Source organism: Dermatophilus sp. B7861-1 (assembly GCF_058996045.1).
On the sequence record NZ_CM180082.1, the window covers coordinates 773,043 to 788,443 of the forward strand.

Below are 15,401 nucleotides of genomic sequence, written 5' to 3' on the forward strand. Positions count from 1 at the left end.
TCCATGCCCGGTCTCGCGCTCCAGGCCGGTGCGCTGCACGCGCTCGAACAGCCCGTGGCTGACTTCAGCGACACCCCCTTGTGGATGTCGTTCATCAAAGCTTTGATGATCTTCGTCTACTTGTTGCTGCAAGTTGTCGTTGTGATCTGGGCCGAGCGACGTGTTCTGGGTTTCATGCAGCAACGCCCCGGCCCCAATAGGTTCGGGCCGCTGGGAGTGCTGCAAACCCTCGCCGACGGTTTCAAACTTGTGTGGAAAGAAACCATCGTTCCCGCAGCCGCCGACAAAAAGACCTACTACCTCGCCCCCATCATCGCCGGATCCTGCTGCTTCATCGCGTTCTCCGTGATCCCGATTGGTGGCACTGTCGAGGTCTTCGGATTCACCACACCGCTACAACTGACCGACTCGGCGGTTTCCTCTCTGCTTGTCCTGGCCGCTGCAGGCATCTCCGCCTACGCATTCGTGCTAGCGGGGTGGAGCTCTGGCTCCCCATACCCCCTGCTGGGTGGTATCCGCTCCACAGCCCAGGTCGTCTCCTACGAGATCGCGATGGGATTGTCTCTCATTGCCGTGTTCCTCTACGCAGGGTCAATGTCGACCTCATCCATCGTGGCGGCGCAGCAGAACGTCTGGTTCATCATCCCGGCGATCTTCTCGTTCGTCGTGTACTCGATCACGATGGTTGGCGAAACGAACCGTCTTCCCTTCGACCTTGCTGAAGGTGAAGGTGAACTCGTCGGTGGCTACCACACCGAATACGCCGGCATGGGATTCGGGATGTTCTTCCTGGGCGAGTACGTCAACATGTTCACTGCCGCAGGCCTGGCCACTACCTTGTTCCTCGGCGGGCCAGCGGCACCTCCTGGAATCGCTGCGATTGGTGACGGCTACTTCAACACCGGCTGGTGGGGAGTGCTCTGGTTCACCATCAAAATTTGGCTCTTCATCTTCTACTTCTTCTGGCTGCGTGGTTCCCTGCCCCGCGTCCGGTATGACCAATTCATGACCTTCGGGTGGAAGATCCTTATCCCTGCCACCATCCTGTGGGTCCTTGCAGTGGCGTTCTTGCGCGCTGCCCAGCGCAACTTCCTCGGCGAGAACACCATGCTCGCCACCACAGTGGTGGTAGCGGCCGTTGCGGTGTTGGCACTAGGCGCTGCCTGGATGTGGGACGTCAGACGAGCCGAACAAACCCAACGCCAAACCCCACCGGCTGAGATCGACCCCTTCGCTGGTGGATACCCCGTCCCGCCGCTGCCTGGACAGCGACTACGCGAACCCGCTCGTACCAGCACCCCGGACCCCAGCCTCACCGCTGGCACCCGCGGCACTGAAACACCCTCCGACAATCCTCGACAGGAGGCATGACCGTGGCCGACAGCACCCCCGCCCCCCGCGGATCAGGCGACGTCGCCCCATACCGGGGCCCCGAACGAGACGAGCAGGAAAGAAAAAGTCTCCTTGCTGACCTGTTCGCACCCGTAGCTGGCTTCGGCGTCTCCTTCAAAACGATGTTCCACAAACGGGACACCGTGGAGTACCCCGAAGTGAAAAACACGATGCCGCCTCGGTGGCACGGCCGTCATCAGCTCAACCGTCACCCTGACGGACTCGAGAAATGCGTCGGCTGTGAACTGTGCGCTTGGGCCTGTCCCGCAGACGCGATTTTCGTCGAGGGTGCGGATAACGATGACACCCCCTTGGAAGAAGGTGGCACCGGACGGTTCTCACCAGGAGAGCGTTACGGCCGCACTTACCAAATCAACTATCTTCGCTGCATCCTGTGCGGACTGTGCATCGAGGCTTGCCCCACCCGCGCGTTGACCATGACGACCTATTACGAGCTCGCTGACAGCAACCGCGAAGACCTCATCTACGAAAAACAAGACCTCCTCGCACCTTTGCAAGAAGGCATGCTCACAGCGCCGCACCCCATGGCTGAAGGCATGGAAGAACGCGACTACTTCCGCGGCCGCGTCACCCAAGCAACTCCCGGACAACAGCGTTGGGTTGAGGAGAACGCCGAGGCTGTGCACGAGCTACGCGAACAGCGCGGAGATTTCACTCCCCGCCGCACCGCTGAGTCCGTCACCCGGCCCCTGGCCCACTTCAAGGAGGGACGGGCATGACCAGCGTCGGCGAAGCAGTCCTTTTCTGGATCGTGGCACCGCTCATGGTTATCAGCGCACTAGGGCTGATCTTCTCTAAGAGAGCGGTCTACGCCGCCCTCTCTATGGCGTTCACCATGATCCTCATGGGCGTGCTCTTCCTCGCCCAACGCGCCGACTTCCTCGGCATGGTGCAGGTGTTCGTGTACACCGGTGCCGTGATGATGCTGTTCATCTTCGTCATCATGATCGTTGGTGTTGATGCCTCCGAAACCCTGACCGAAACGCTGCGCGGCCACCGCTGGATCGCCCTGGGGCTAGGCATCGCCCTCGCAGTGCTCATCTGCGGCCCCATCGCGGGAACCGCTTTGCCCATGGCCGAACCAACCGGCGACCTGGGCGGAGTGACCACCCTAGCGTTCGAACTGTTCGGCACCCACCTGCTGGCTTTCGAGATGGTCGGTGTGCTTTTGACCATCGCCGGTGTTGCTGCTCTAACCCTTTCCCACCGCGAACGCCTCGTCCCCAAACGCCACCAACGCGACCTCATGGCTCAACGAGTCAAGGACAACCACTACGTCGCTGGGCTCCCTGCACCTGGTGTGTATGCCCGGCACAACGCCGCCGACACCCCAGCGTTGTTGCCTGACGGCACACCCAGCGAACTGTCTGTATCTCGCGTGTTGCGTGCCCGCCGCCAGACAAATACCCCTGACGGTTTTGTCGAGGCAGCAAAAACCACTGGGAACGAGATCGAGGAAGGAAGCGAACGATGAGCCTCACCAACTACATCGTCCTAGCGGGCATCTTGTTCGCCATCGGCGCCGTCACCGTTCTCACCCGCCGCAACGCACTCATCGCGTTCATGGGGATTGAACTCATGCTGGTGGCCGCGAACTTGGCTTTTGTCACCTTCGGGCGAAGCGTCGGCTCCTCCCAAGGCCAAACCATTGCCCTGATCGTCATGGCTGTCGCCGCCGCGGAGGTCGTGGTTGGGCTGGCCATCATCATGACAATGTTCCGTTCCCGTCGTTCGGCTTCGGTCGATGACGCCAATTTGCTGAAGCTGTAAGGAGCGAACGGCGTGCTATCCCACACTGCGATATCGATCGCACCGGCAGTCACCACGGCGGTGACGCCCGCTCAAGCGGGCCTCACCGGCTGGGCTTGGCTCCTGGTTGCGCTGCCCGCCCTTGGCGCTGCTTTGCTACTCATCGGCGGCAAGGCAACCAACTCCTTCGGCCCGCTCCTGGCAACCGCGCTGTCCTGGGCGAGCTTCCTGCTGGGAGCGGCCCTACTAGTCGACATGCTCGGGCGTCCTGCTGAACAACGAGCCGTCTCAGTAGACCTGTGGAACTGGATCTCAGCTGGCACCTTCTCGCTCAATGCGGGGCTGCTTGTGGATCAGCTATCGATTTCCTTTGTACTGCTCATCACCTTCGTCGGATCGCTCATCCACATTTACTCACTTGGGTACATGGCCCACGATCCCGACAAACGTAAGTTCTTCGCCTTCCTCAACCTGTTCGTCGCGGCAATGCTTACGCTCGTGTTGGCGAACTCCTACACCCTCATGTTCCTCGGTTGGGAAGGAGTAGGACTGGCCTCTTACTTGCTCATCGGCTTCTGGAACTGGAACCCGCCCTACGCCTCCGCTGCGAACAAAGCTTTCATCGCCAACAGGTTCGGTGACGTGGGCATGGTGATCGCGATGATGATCATCCTCACCACCTTCGGCAACCTTGACTTCGCCACTGTTTTCACCGGAGTGGAAAAAGCCAATGAAGGCACCTTGACCGCTATCGGCTTGTTCCTGCTGCTAGGTGCCTGCGCTAAGTCGGCCCAGTTCCCTCTACAAAGCTGGCTCGGTGACGCTATGGCAGGCCCGACCCCCGTCTCGGCGCTCATCCACGCCGCCACGATGGTCACTGCCGGCGTTTACCTCATCGTCCGAAGCCACCCAATCTTTAACTCCGCACCCACCGCACAGACTTTCGTTATTGCCGTGGGCGCGATCACCCTCACCATGGGGGCGATCATCGGGTGCGCGAAAGACGACATCAAAAAAGCCCTCGCTGCTTCCACCATGAGCCAGATCGGTTACATGATGCTTGCTGCGGGTCTGGGCCCTATCGGGTACAGCTTCGCTATCTTCCATCTGATTACCCACGGCTTCTTTAAGGCCGGGATGTTCCTGGGCGCTGGGTCGGTCATGCATGGCATGTCCGACCGCGTCGACATGCGCACCTTCGGCGAACTTGCCGGACAGATGCGCACCACGTGGATTACTTTTCTCTGCGGTTGGCTAGCCATCATTGGATTCCCGCTGCTGTCGGGATACTGGTCCAAGGACAAGATCATCGAAGCTGCATTCATCGGCGAAGGTATCCGCCCCTGGATCATCGGCCCACTCGTGGTACTTGTTGCCGGACTTACCGCGTTTTACATGTCACGTCTGTTTTTCATGACATTCCATGGCCGTAAACGCTGGCTCAAAGATGACCACCCGCACGAATCTCCAGCCACGATGACGGTGCCCATGGTGATTCTCGCTATCGGGTCGGTCTTCCTGGGTGGGGCGTTGACTTTCTTCGGTTTCCCGCACTGGCTCGAGCCAGTTGTTGGTGCTCACGGTGCTGAACACCACCCGGTCCTTCCTGTTCCAGTGATTACCGGGATCACTTTGGTCTGTGTGGCTGTGGGGGTCTTCTTGGCATGGCGTGACTACGCAAAGAAGGATGTTCCGGTCACTGCACCTGAAGGCAACCTACTGATCAAGATCGCCAGCAATGACTTCTATCAAGACTCCGTGAACGATCTCGTGCTTGTTGGTCCTGGTAACGCAGTCGTCAAAGGCGCTACCGGAACAGACGAGATTGTCATTTCCGGTGGCGCCAACGGGATCGGCGCTGGCCTTGCTGGACTCTCCGGCGTTGTCGCTCGACTCCAGAACGGTTACGCCCGCTCTTATGCCCTGATGATGCTTTCCGGCGTCGTCGCAATCCTCGCTGCTGTGTTGGTGGTGCTCTGATGACGACCTTTCCTTGGTTGACGACGCTGGGATTAATCCCACTCGTCGGCGCTCTGGCCGTAGCCTTCATGGGCCGCGCACCCTCCGGCCGGATCGTCGCTCTTGGTGTTTCTCTTGTGACACTGACGGTTTCTGTTGGTGCTGCTCTGCAGTTCAACCCGAGCTCGCCTGAACAGTTCCAGCTCACCGAACTCCACCCGTGGATCCCACAGTGGGGTATTAGCTACGCACTCGGCGTTGACGGTATGGCTCTGGCACTCATCGTTATGGGAGCCATCCTCGTCCCCGTGTGCATCCTCGCCGCCTGGGACGACGTTCCCGAAGGCGGCACACGCCAGAATCGCTACTTCGCCTGGATGCTGTTCCTTGAGGCGATGATCGTCGGCGTCTTCGCAGCAACCGATGTGGTGCTGTTCTACGTGTTTTTCGAAGTCATGCTGATCCCGGTGTTCTTCCTCATCGGTTCTTACGGTGGGCCTGGCCGCCGCGCAGCTGCAATGAAGTTCTTGCTGTTCTCATTGACCGGCGGACTGGTCATGCTTGTTGCGGTGCTGGCGCTGTTCCCGCTGGGCCCCGGCGGAGATACTGCTTTCTTGGTCTCTTCTTTGACTGGTTTGAAGCTGGATCCTGGCATCGAAATGCTGCTGTTCTGTGGCTTCTTCATCGCTTTTGCGATCAAAGCTCCTATGTGGCCGGTTCACACCTGGCTACCGGAAGCCTCCACCGAATCTCGCCCTGCTACCGCGGTGCTGCTCGTTGGTGTTCTTGACAAGGTCGGCACATTCGGAATGATTCGTTTCTGTCTGCAGATGTTCCCTGAGGCTTCTAAACAAGCAGCCCCTTACGTCATCGCGCTGGCGGTTATATCGATTCTGTATGGGGCTGTTTTGGCCATTGGGTCGAACGACATCATGCGGTTTATTGCGTACACCTCTATCAGCCACTTCGGTTTCATCATCTTGGGCATTTTCGCTTTCACCCCGGTCGCCGGTAGCGGGTCGGTGCTCTACATGGTTAACCACGGCTTCTCCACCGCGGGGCTGTTCTTGGTCGCAGGAATGCTGATCAGTCGAGGTGGGAGCAAATACCGAGACGCATATGGGGGGTGGCAGCGGGTCACGCCTGTCTTGGCAGGAGCATTCCTTATCTCTGGGCTGAGCACGCTGGCCTTGCCTGGTCTTGGATCGTTCGTTTCTGAGTACATGGTTTTGGTTGGCTCGTACGCCACTAGCCCGATTGCTGCTGTTATTGCAGCGACGGCGTTGATTCTTGCAGCGGTGTATGTGCTCATCACCTATCAGCGAATCTTTACCGGCGCACGGCCGACCGACCGTGCAAATGTCCCTGATCTCACTGTCCGTGAGAAATGGGTTGTTGCGCCGATCATCGTCGCTTTCTTGCTGCTGGGGTTCTATCCCAAGGTGGCTCTCGACGTTGTTAACCCTTCGGTCACCCAAACCATGTCGGTTGTAGGTGTTGCAACCTCGTCGACTACTGCACCATCGATCGGGAGTGACCGCTGATGCCGTTCTTGAGCATGCCCACAGCCGTCTCGACGGTCTCCGCCGCAGATTTCAATCCGGCCGCGATCATGCCGGTAGCGGTGATCGTTCTCGCTGGTTTTATTGGCCTCTTGTTTGAGGCGTTCATGAACCGGTCTAGCCGTCACACTGCTCAAACAAGTTTGATGGTCGCTTCGTTACTGTTCGCGATCGTGCTTCTTGTGATCGGGCGACCGATCATGACGGGGCCCACGATTGCTGGCAGTTTGGTGATTGACGGCCCTGGCTGGCTACTTCAGCTAGTTATTGCGGTGACGTCTTTGCTTGCGCTTGTTCTTGCGGCGGAGCGTTTTTCTGGGCGTACCGCAGATGCGTTTACCGAGGCAGGCTCTTCAGTTCCTGGGTCGCCGCAGGAAGCACTTGCTGCTCGGGAGGGCTCTTCCACGGAGCTCTACCCACTTGCTTGTTTCTGCGTCGCTGGGATGATGCTTTTTGTCGCAGCTGGTGATCTGCTCACGTTGTTCGTGGGGCTGGAGATGTTTTCTTTGCCGCTGTACGTCTTGGTCTCGATGGGGCGTCGTCGTCGTTTGCTTTCGCAGGAAGCAAGCTTGAAGTATTTCCTGTTGGGGTCTTTTGCTTCGGCGTTCTTCTTGTTTGGTAGTGCGCTGTTGTTCGGTTATGCCGGGAGCCTGAACTTGGGCACGATCGCACTGGCGATGGGATCTGTGGCAGGTAAGGGGCCACTTCTTGTTATCGGCATTCTGCTCGTGTTGAGCGGCATGTTGTTCAAGGTGGGCGCGGCGCCGTTCCAGTGGTGGACCGCAGATGTTTACCAGGGAGCTCCTACTGCGGTGACGGCTTTCATGTCCGCAGTAGTGAAGGTGGCAGCTTTTGGTGCGCTTATGCGCGTTGTGTATGTCGCTTTCGAGGGCGCACGGTGGAACTTCCAAGCCGTGATGTGGGTGGTTGCAGGATTGACGATGGTGATCGGCACGATCTTGACGATCACTCAGTCGGACATCAAACGCATGCTGGCTTATTCGTCGGTGGCGCATGCCGGGTTCATTCTGGTTGGTCTGTTGGCCTTTGATGTGCGTGGTGTGGTTGGTGTGATGTTCTATCTCGCCGCGTATGCCTTTACTACGATTTCCGCGTTTGGGTTGGTCATGCTGGTTCGTGTGCGTGGCGTGGAAGCTACCGATTTGTCTCAGTGGGCTGGCTTGGGACGCAAACATCCTGTGATTGCTGGGAGCATGGGGTTTGTGTTGTTGTCTTTTGCAGGTATTCCGCTGACTTCTGGGTTTACTGCCAAGGTTGCTGCCTTTGGTGCGGCTATTGGTGCTGCAGGTGCGCCAGGGGTGACCTTGGCGGTCATCGGTGTGTTGTGTAGTGCTGTCACTGCGTTCGTTTATTTCCGATTTGTCATCTTGATGTTTTTCGCCGATGACGCTAACGATGAGGTCAGTGTTGTTGCGCCTTCGGCGTTGACGCAGGCTTCGATCGCTCTTGGATTGCTCGTCACTATTGTTCTCGGTGTGATGCCCAGCCCGGCTTTGAGCCTGCTGGAAAGCGCATCGATTTTCATCCGATGAGCGCGCCGCAGGCCGGTTTCGGCCGTCTTGATGTGGATGCGGAACTGTCTGAACACGTATTGCAAGACGTGGGCAGGGTCGAAAAGTTCATTGCAGCGCAGGTGCGTTCGGAAGAGCAGTTTATCTCCCGGGCGGCGTCGCACCTTTTTGAGGCTGGTGGCAAACGGTTTCGGCCTATGTTGACGGTTCTTGCTTCGTATCTCGGTGGCGAGGAAGTTGCTGGAGATGACGTGGTTGCTGCTGCGGCGGCGGTAGAGCTGACGCATCTGGCGTCGTTGTATCACGACGATGTGATGGACGAGGCGGAGGTTCGTCGTGGTGTGATGAGTTCGAATGTTGCGTTTGGTAACACGGTTTCGATTCTTGTTGGTGATTTGTTGTTCGGTAAGGCTTCGGCGATTGTCGCTGAGCTGGGGCCTGAAGCAGTGAAGATCCAAGCGGAGACGTTTATCCGTTTGTGTTCGGGGCAGATCCGGGATACGCAGCAGGAGCCTGGTGGTGCTGATCCGTTGGAGCATTACATGGGAGTGCTTGCGGATAAGACGGGTTCTTTGATTGCTACGGCAGCGCTTTATGGGGCGATGTTTGGTGGCGCTGATCCGGAAACCGTGGAAATCATGCGGCAATACGGTGAGAAAGTTGGGATGGCTTTCCAGCTTGCTGATGACCTACTCGATATTGCTTCGGATGCTGAAGAGTCGGGTAAAACTCCTGGTACTGATCTGCGTGAGGGGGTGGATACGCTGGTTACGATCCTTGTCCGTCGTCGTGGTGCTGCTGAAGATGCGCGGCTTATTGAGCTGTTGGATTCAGATTTGAGTGATGATGCGCTGTTGGCTGAGGCGTTGGGATTGCTGCGTGTTCATCCTTTGTTGGATGAGGCACGGGAGATCACACGGCGTGTCGCGCAGGAAGCTTCTGAGTTACTGTCGCCATTAGGTAATAGTCGTGTGGTGCAAGCACTTTGTGCGTTGGCTTCAAGTTCTGTAGCGCGTGTGGGGTGACTTGGCTAGTTATTGCTGATGCTTCTGGGCTGTCTCTTGAGCAGGTGTTTCTCTGTTTGAGAGGCAGCATCAGGGCAGTGGTGGCGATGATTACTGGTTGCCGATTTTGGCGGAAACCCGACACGTGTTTATCCGGTCTTGATAAGAGCTGAGTATGAGGGGAGTAAGAGATCGTCCGGCCTCGGGATTTGTTCCGGGTGCTGGCCGTATTGTGAAAGCTATGTCCCGTGTTCCAGCTGAGCAGCGATGTGAGCAGTTGATCGAGGCGACGATCGACCTTGCTATTGAAGAGGGTCTCGCCGCCGCATCCGTGCGCCGTATCGCCGATCGGGCCAACGTGTCTCTGGGTGTTGTGCACTATTGCTTCAACTCAAAGGAAGCGTTGCTCTCCGGGGTCGCGGAGTCGTTTGCGACGCCTATTCTTGGCCCGGTAGCTGCGGCTATTGAAGAGGGTGACGCCCAGGGCTTGAGTATGCGTGATCTGGTTTTTAAAGCGTTTGATGCGTATAAGGTGCAGATGCGTCGTGCGCCGGGGCGGCAGCTGTTGAGTTATGAGTTGGCTGCGTGGTCGATTCGTTCTGACGGTGAGGTTGCACGTGTTCTCTACACCACGTATTTGGATGTGCTGGAAGGGTTCATTAGCGAAGGTTTGAAGCTGGAGGGGACAGAACAGCTTTCAACGCGCACTTTGGCTCGGGTTATCTTGTCGTTGGTGGATGGGGTGACGTTCTCGTGGTTGGTGGATCGGGATGATGAGGCTATCGATGAGGTGGTGAGGATCGTGTTGGATAGTGTGGTGGGTCACTTGGAAGGCACGGCCTTGGGATCATTGAATGTGGGGGGCTAGGTAGCCTAACGCTTGCTGAGGCGGCCTGTTCTGTGCTCTACGGGACAGGTCGTTTCGTGTAAGGGGGCTTCTTAGGTGTCGTGTAGGTGAGGCTAGGATGCCTACATCTGCTGCATACGGAAATTGCTTGTTTTTTCAACTATTTTCGCGATTGTTGAGAGTGGAGTTTAGTTAATTAATTCCTCTCTTTTGTGCCTGTTGCCTCTCGTTTGTTTCTTAAATTTAATGAAAAGAACTTAATGATGATCACACTTAAGGGTGGCCTTGGGGTCGCTAAGTTTGCAATGGTTGGGGTTCTTCTGGGGGGAGCTGTTGCGGGGGCGCCATCAGCTTTCGCTGAGGGGGGTTCCAGGCTCGAGGCCTTCGATGGTGCAGCCCGGATTATGAAGTGTTCTGGTTCGATTGTGAAGTTTCCTTCGTCGCAAAAGAGCGATAAGGGACTTTTTTTGACGAATGCCCATTGTGCTGAAAATCCCCCTTCGGGGGATCAGGTTGTTGTCAATGCTCCTGAGTCTCATCTTGTGACGATTGTCAGAGGCGTAAAGATTACAAATGCAATGGATGTCCATACTAATAAGCTTCTTTATGCGACATTGAAGAGGTCGGATGTTGCTTTGTATGAGCTCGATAAGACGTTTGAAGAACTCGAAATGGGAGGGGTGAAACCGCGTTCCTTCGCGAAAGCTACCCCTGAAGTAGGTGATGAGCTTTCGATTCCTTCTGCACTGTGGGGAAAGAACTACCTTTGTGGGTTCAATGGGTTTATCCCCGTGCTTAAAGAAGGAAATTATTACTGGGAAAAGTCTTTGCGTTACTCGGGTGAGAAGTGTGGTCTTATTCCGGGAACAAGTGGTTCTCCTATATTCAATAAAGATGGCGAGATCGTCGGAATTCACAATACGAAAAACGAAGGTGGTAAAAAGTGTGAGGCCGACAATCCGTGCGAGGTTGATGAATCCGGGAAAGTTTCAGTAGCTCAAGGTGTCTCGTATGGGCAGCGCGTGGATGAGCTTGTTGGATGCTTTGACTCCGGAAGGATTGACTTGAACAAGAAAGGATGCTCCCTGCATAAAGGAGCAGAACTTAATCCTGATTCTTCTGCCCAGTGAAACATACTTAGCATGATCGGTTAAACAGGGATAAAAATTTGGGGGTATTTCCCGCAGATGCGGGAAATACCCCCAAATGGGATTTCTATGGCTTTATTCCACGATCCAAGAATCGCGTCCACGCAAAAGAGCAGCGAAGTCGCTATCCTGTGCTTTGCCACCTGCAGCAGTGGTCGCTGCGGAGATTTGTGCACGCACCTGGTCGTCGTATGCGGGAGCGTCAACGTTGCGTAGAACCCCGAAGGGAACGTGACGGAATTCGGTGTCGTCTAGGCCTGCCAGAGCGAATGCATGGGTAGGGCTGGCAGCGGTGGGGTCATGGATGACTGCTTCTTCGTCACTGGAGTGCGTGCCAACCACTTCGTAGTCCATGCCGGAGCGGACTACTTTGAAGCGTCCGTCGGGGGTGACGATGGGTTTTCCAGCTTCGAGAGGTAATAGACGTTCGGCTTTGGCGTCATTGTCTTTTAGCGATTCGAATGCGCCGTCGTTGAAGATGGGGCAGTTTTGGTAGATCTCAACGAATGACGTGCCTCGGTGGGCTGCGGCTTGGCGGAGAGTTTCGGTGAGATGTTTACGGTCTGAGTCTATGCTGCGTGCGGCGAAGGTGGCGCCAGCGCCGATCGCTAGTTGGAGAGGATTGAAGGGTGTGTCGAGGCATCCGGCGGGACTTGATTTAGTGATGAGGCCTTGCTTGGAGGTGGGGGAGTACTGGCCTTTGGTAAGTCCGTAAATCTGGTTGTTGAAGAGCAGGATGTTGAGGTTGACGTTGCGGCGGATTGCGTGGATGAGATGGTTGCCGCCGATGGAGAGGGCGTCACCGTCGCCGGTGATGACCCAGACGGAGAGGTCTTCGCGTGCTGTGGCTAGTCCGGTGGCGATAGCGGGGGCACGGCCGTGGATGGAGTGAAATCCGTAGGTATCGAGGTAGTAGGGGAATCGAGATGAGCAGCCGATCCCGGAAATGACGGCGATGTTTTCTCGGGGGATACCGAGTTCAGGGAGGAAACCTTGGAGGGCGGCGAGGATGGCGTAGTCACCGCATCCGGGGCACCAGCGGACTTCTTGGTCGCTGGCGTATTCCTTGCGGGTTGGTTTGGGGGCGTCGCTGGGGAGAGTGGGGACGCCCGCGAGGCCGTGAACCGGGGTGGGCAGATCGATACTCATGTGTGTACCTGCTTTCTGGTTAGGCCTGGGGGTCGTTGAGGTGGGTGCGGTATTCGGCTGCGGGTTGGCCGAGTTCAGCGAGGGCTTGGGTGAAGTGTTCGATGAGGTCTGCGGAGGTGAAGGGCAGGCCGTTGACTTGAGTGTGGGAGTGGATATCGATGAGGTAGCGGGCGCGCAGAATGGTAGCCATTTGGCCGAGGTTCATTTCGGGCATGATGACGCGTTTGTAGCTGCGGAGTATGTCGCCGGTGTTGGTGGGGAGGGGGTTGATGTGTCGTAGGTGGGCGTGGGCGATGGCCATGCCTTCGGATTGCATGCGGTTGACGGCTGCGCGGATGGGGCCGTAGGTGGATCCCCAGCCGATGATGAGCAGTTCTGCTTTTCCGCTGGGGTCATAGACGGTGAGGTCTTCGATGGTGTCGGCGATGCGTTCGATTTTGGTTGCGCGTAGGCGGACCATCGTGTCGTGGTTGTCGGGGGTGTAGTTGATTTCGCCGCTGCCGTTGGCTTTTTCGATGCCGCCGATTCGGTGTGTTAGGCCGGGGGTTCCGGGGATTGCCCACGGGCGGGCGAGGGTATGGGGGTCTCGTTGGAATGGGTGGAAGGTGGGGTTGCCTTTAGCGTCTGTGGCGTTGGGTTCGGTGGCGAATTCGACGGTCATGTCGGGGAGGTCATCAATGTCGGGGATGCGCCAGGGCTCGGATCCGTTGGCGAGGTAGCCGTCGGTGAGCAGGATTGCGGGTGTGCGGTATTGGGTGGCGATGCGTACGGTTTCGACGGCGGCTGCGAAGCAGTCGGAGGGGCTTTGAGCGGCGACGATTGCTACGGGGGATTCGCCGTTGCGGCCGTACATAGCTTGGAGGAGGTCCGCTTGTTCGGTTTTGGTGGGCAGGCCGGTGGAGGGGCCGCCGCGTTGGACGTCGACGATGACGAGGGGGAGTTCTGTGGAGACAGCTAGGCCGATGGTTTCGGATTTGAGGGATAGGCCTGGACCGGAGGTGGTGGTGACGCCGAGGTGTCCGCCGAAGGATGCGCCGAGGGCGACGCCAGCTCCTGCGATTTCGTCTTCTGCTTGAACGGTGGCTACGCCGTAGCGTTTGAGTCCGGATAGGACGTGGAGGATGTCGGAGGCGGGGGTAATGGGGTAGGAGCCTAGGACGAGGGGCAGTCCGGTGCGGTGGGCGCCGAGGGCTAGGCCGTATGCGGTGGCAGTGTTGCCGGTGATGTTGCGGTAGGTGCCAGGGATTGCCGAGGCGGGGGCTACTTCGTAACGGATGGAGAAGGTCTCGGTGGTTTCGCCGAAGTTCCAGCCAGCTTTGAGGGCGGCGAGGTTGGCTTCGAGGATGGTTGGTTTAGTAGCGAATTTTGCTTTGAGAAAGGCGGTGGTGCTTTCGAGGGTGCGCTGATATAGCCAGGAAAGCAGGCCAAGCGCAAACATATTTTTGCTGCGTTCTTTTTCTTTGCGGGTGAGGTCGTAGTCACGGAGTGCTTCGACTGTGATGGAGGTCAGGGGGATGGCGTGGACTTGCCATTGGTCGAGTGAGTCGTCTTCGAGAGGATTTGTTGTGTAGCCGACTTTGGCTAGGGAACGTTTGGTGAATTCGTCGGAGTCGATGATGAGGGTGCCGCCAGGTGGGATGTCTTTGAGGTTGGCTTTGAGGGCGGCGGGGTTCATTGCGACAAGGACGTCTGGCGCGTCGCCGGGGGTGAGGACGTCTTGGCTGGAGAAGTGGAGTTGGTAGCTGGAGACTCCGGGCAGTGTGCCTTGGGGGGCGCGGATTTCTGCGGGGAAGTTGGGCAGGGTGGACAGGTCGTTGCCTAGGCGCGCTGTTTCGTTGGTGAAGCGGTCACCGGTTAGTTGCATGCCGTCGCCGGAGTCGCCGGCGAAGCGGATGACGACGTGCTCGCGCTGCTCGACCTGCTTTTCGGCCATTGGGGATGTCACCAGGCTCTCGATGTTGTGTGGGGCCCGTGGGGGCATGGCAGTGCCGTGTCGTTCCGGGTGGTGTGTGCAGCGCTGCGCGTGCGTGTGGTGGCGGCGTTGCGTGGTCCGGGTGGTGACACGGCGTTTGGGGTTAACGCTAGTCCACTTGGCCTCGGTTGGGTGTTGTCGGTGGAACGTGGGGGTGTATGCGTTGGGTGGAACAGGATTGTGTGGTGGGGCGTTGCACCGGCATGCATTCGCATTACAACGGTTTGAAGACGGCGGTTTTGTTCGGCGCGATTTTCGCGGTGTTACTTGGGTTGGGTTCGGTTGTTGGTGGCGGTCGTTTTATTTGGTTGTTCGCGTTGGTGGGGGTGGCGACGACGTTTTATTCGTATTGGAACAGTGCGAAGTTGGCGCTGCGTTCGATGCATGCGTATCCGGTGAGCGAGAGTGATCAGCCGGCGATGTATCGGATTGTGCGGGAGCTATCGCAGCGGGCTGGGCAGCCGATGCCAGAGTTGTATGTGTCTCCGACGGAGGCGCCGAATGCGTTTGCCACGGGGCGTAATCCTCGTAATGCGGCGGTGTGTTGCACGGAGGGAATTTTGGCGTTGTTGGATGAGCGTGAGTTGCGAGGGGTGTTGGGGCATGAGCTGATGCATGTGTACAACCGGGACATTTTGACGTCGTCGGTTGCTGGTGCGTTGGCGGGTGTGATTACGAGTGTGGCGCAGGGGTTGATGATTTTTGGTGGGGGTGATCGGGAGAACCGTCCGAATCCGCTGGCTTTGTTGGCGTTGTCGTTGTTGGCGCCGGTGGCTGCGGCGGTGATTCAGATGGCGATTAGTCGTACGCGCGAGTATGACGCTGATGAAGATGGGGCGAAACTGACTCAGGATCCAATGGCATTGGCTAGTGCGTTGAATAAGTTGAGCACTGGTGTGTCGTTGGCGCCGTTGGAGCCGACGCAGGAGCTGAAGAATTCGTCGCACATGATGATTGCTAGTCCGTTTAGGGCTGAGGACATCGGTCAGCTGTTTTCGACGCACCCGCCGATGGCTGATCGTATTGGTCGTTTGCAGCAGATGGCGCGGCGTATGGGGCAGTAGTG

Annotated in this window: 13 protein-coding genes; 11 read left to right on the plus strand and 2 right to left on the minus strand. The window is 57.6% G+C overall.

Translation table 11 applies throughout. From position 1 onward, the window contains the following. Positions 1-3: 3 nt before the first annotated feature. The 10 genes from nuoH (at position 4) to AC2T9U_RS03375 (ending at position 11,196) form a co-directional block, all read left to right on the plus strand. Positions 4-1,371, plus strand: coding sequence for an NADH-quinone oxidoreductase subunit NuoH (nuoH, locus tag AC2T9U_RS03330; RefSeq protein ID WP_115032710.1), 1,368 nt, complete (start codon positions 4-6; stop codon positions 1,369-1,371). A gap of 2 nt (positions 1,372-1,373) precedes the next feature. Beyond that, entirely contained in the window at positions 1,374-2,132 is a 759-nt protein-coding gene (gene nuoI, locus AC2T9U_RS03335) for an NADH-quinone oxidoreductase subunit NuoI (RefSeq protein ID WP_493696636.1), read from the plus strand. Next, positions 2,129-2,887, plus strand: coding sequence for an NADH-quinone oxidoreductase subunit J (locus AC2T9U_RS03340; RefSeq protein WP_028326592.1), 759 nt, complete (start codon positions 2,129-2,131; stop codon positions 2,885-2,887). The genes nuoI and AC2T9U_RS03340 overlap by 4 nt, the downstream gene beginning before the upstream one ends. After that, entirely contained in the window at positions 2,884-3,183 is a 300-nt protein-coding gene (gene nuoK, locus AC2T9U_RS03345) for an NADH-quinone oxidoreductase subunit NuoK (protein ID WP_028326591.1), read from the plus strand. Before AC2T9U_RS03340 ends, nuoK begins: the two co-directional genes overlap by 4 nt. Before the next feature lie 12 nt (positions 3,184-3,195). Then, positions 3,196-5,142, plus strand: a complete 1,947-nt coding sequence (nuoL, locus tag AC2T9U_RS03350; protein ID WP_424948695.1) for an NADH-quinone oxidoreductase subunit L — start codon at positions 3,196-3,198, stop codon at positions 5,140-5,142. Then, entirely contained in the window at positions 5,142-6,665 is a 1,524-nt protein-coding gene (locus AC2T9U_RS03355; protein WP_115030957.1) for an NADH-quinone oxidoreductase subunit M, read from the plus strand. The genes nuoL and AC2T9U_RS03355 overlap by 1 nt, the downstream gene beginning before the upstream one ends. After that, the gene (gene nuoN / locus AC2T9U_RS03360; RefSeq protein WP_243888738.1) at positions 6,665-8,236 is read left to right on the plus strand and encodes an NADH-quinone oxidoreductase subunit NuoN; all 1,572 of its coding nucleotides are present in this window, start codon (positions 6,665-6,667) and stop codon (positions 8,234-8,236) included. The genes AC2T9U_RS03355 and nuoN overlap by 1 nt, the downstream gene beginning before the upstream one ends. Beyond that, on the plus strand, positions 8,233-9,240 hold the full coding sequence (locus tag AC2T9U_RS03365) for a polyprenyl synthetase family protein (protein WP_115030955.1): 1,008 nt from the start codon (positions 8,233-8,235) through the stop codon (positions 9,238-9,240). Before nuoN ends, AC2T9U_RS03365 begins: the two co-directional genes overlap by 4 nt. A gap of 220 nt (positions 9,241-9,460) precedes the next feature. Next, positions 9,461-10,087 carry a TetR/AcrR family transcriptional regulator gene (locus tag AC2T9U_RS03370; RefSeq protein ID WP_493696637.1) on the plus strand — a complete coding sequence of 209 codons (627 nt, stop codon included), beginning with the start codon at positions 9,461-9,463 and terminating at the stop codon, positions 10,085-10,087. A 191-nt stretch (positions 10,088-10,278) separates the two neighbouring features. Further along, positions 10,279-11,196 (plus strand): S1 family peptidase, encoded by a 918-nt coding sequence (locus AC2T9U_RS03375; protein ID WP_493696638.1) that lies wholly within the window; start codon positions 10,279-10,281, stop codon positions 11,194-11,196. 93 nt (positions 11,197-11,289) lie between these two features. Here the strand turns inward: AC2T9U_RS03375 and AC2T9U_RS03380 are convergent, their stop codons facing one another. Then, positions 11,290-12,363, minus strand: coding sequence for a 2-oxoacid:ferredoxin oxidoreductase subunit beta (locus AC2T9U_RS03380; protein ID WP_493696639.1), 1,074 nt, complete (start codon positions 12,361-12,363; stop codon positions 11,290-11,292). Between the two features lie 19 nt (positions 12,364-12,382). Continuing rightward, complete coding sequence (locus AC2T9U_RS03385) at positions 12,383-14,296, minus strand: 2-oxoacid:acceptor oxidoreductase subunit alpha (RefSeq protein WP_493696919.1); 1,914 nt, start codon at positions 14,294-14,296, stop codon at positions 12,383-12,385. A 242-nt stretch (positions 14,297-14,538) separates the two neighbouring features. On the opposite strand from AC2T9U_RS03385, the gene htpX reads away from it, so the two are divergent. Next, a complete protein-coding gene (gene htpX, locus AC2T9U_RS03390; RefSeq protein ID WP_028326586.1) occupies positions 14,539-15,399 on the plus strand; it encodes a zinc metalloprotease HtpX in 861 nt (286 codons plus the stop codon). The last annotated feature ends 2 nt before the right edge of the window (positions 15,400-15,401 follow it).

Excerpts from the sequence above, each read along its gene's own strand:
- nuoH (WP_115032710.1), top strand. The coding sequence starts at position 4 with ATGCCCGGTCTCGCGCTCCAGGCCGGTGCGCTGCACGCGCTCGAACAG.
- AC2T9U_RS03340 (WP_028326592.1), top strand. The coding sequence starts at position 2,129 with ATGACCAGCGTCGGCGAAGCAGTCCTTTTCTGGATCGTGGCACCGCTC.
- nuoK (WP_028326591.1), top strand. The coding sequence starts at position 2,884 with ATGAGCCTCACCAACTACATCGTCCTAGCGGGCATCTTGTTCGCCATC.
- AC2T9U_RS03355 (WP_115030957.1), top strand. The coding sequence starts at position 5,142 with ATGACGACCTTTCCTTGGTTGACGACGCTGGGATTAATCCCACTCGTC.
- nuoN (WP_243888738.1), top strand. The coding sequence starts at position 6,665 with ATGCCGTTCTTGAGCATGCCCACAGCCGTCTCGACGGTCTCCGCCGCA.
- AC2T9U_RS03365 (WP_115030955.1), top strand. The coding sequence starts at position 8,233 with ATGAGCGCGCCGCAGGCCGGTTTCGGCCGTCTTGATGTGGATGCGGAA.
- AC2T9U_RS03370 (WP_493696637.1), top strand. The coding sequence starts at position 9,461 with ATGTCCCGTGTTCCAGCTGAGCAGCGATGTGAGCAGTTGATCGAGGCG.
- AC2T9U_RS03380 (WP_493696639.1), bottom strand. The coding sequence starts at position 12,363 with ATGAGTATCGATCTGCCCACCCCGGTTCACGGCCTCGCGGGCGTCCCC.
- AC2T9U_RS03385 (WP_493696919.1), bottom strand. The coding sequence starts at position 14,296 with ATGGCCGAAAAGCAGGTCGAGCAGCGCGAGCACGTCGTCATCCGCTTC.
- htpX (WP_028326586.1), top strand. The coding sequence starts at position 14,539 with ATGCATTCGCATTACAACGGTTTGAAGACGGCGGTTTTGTTCGGCGCG.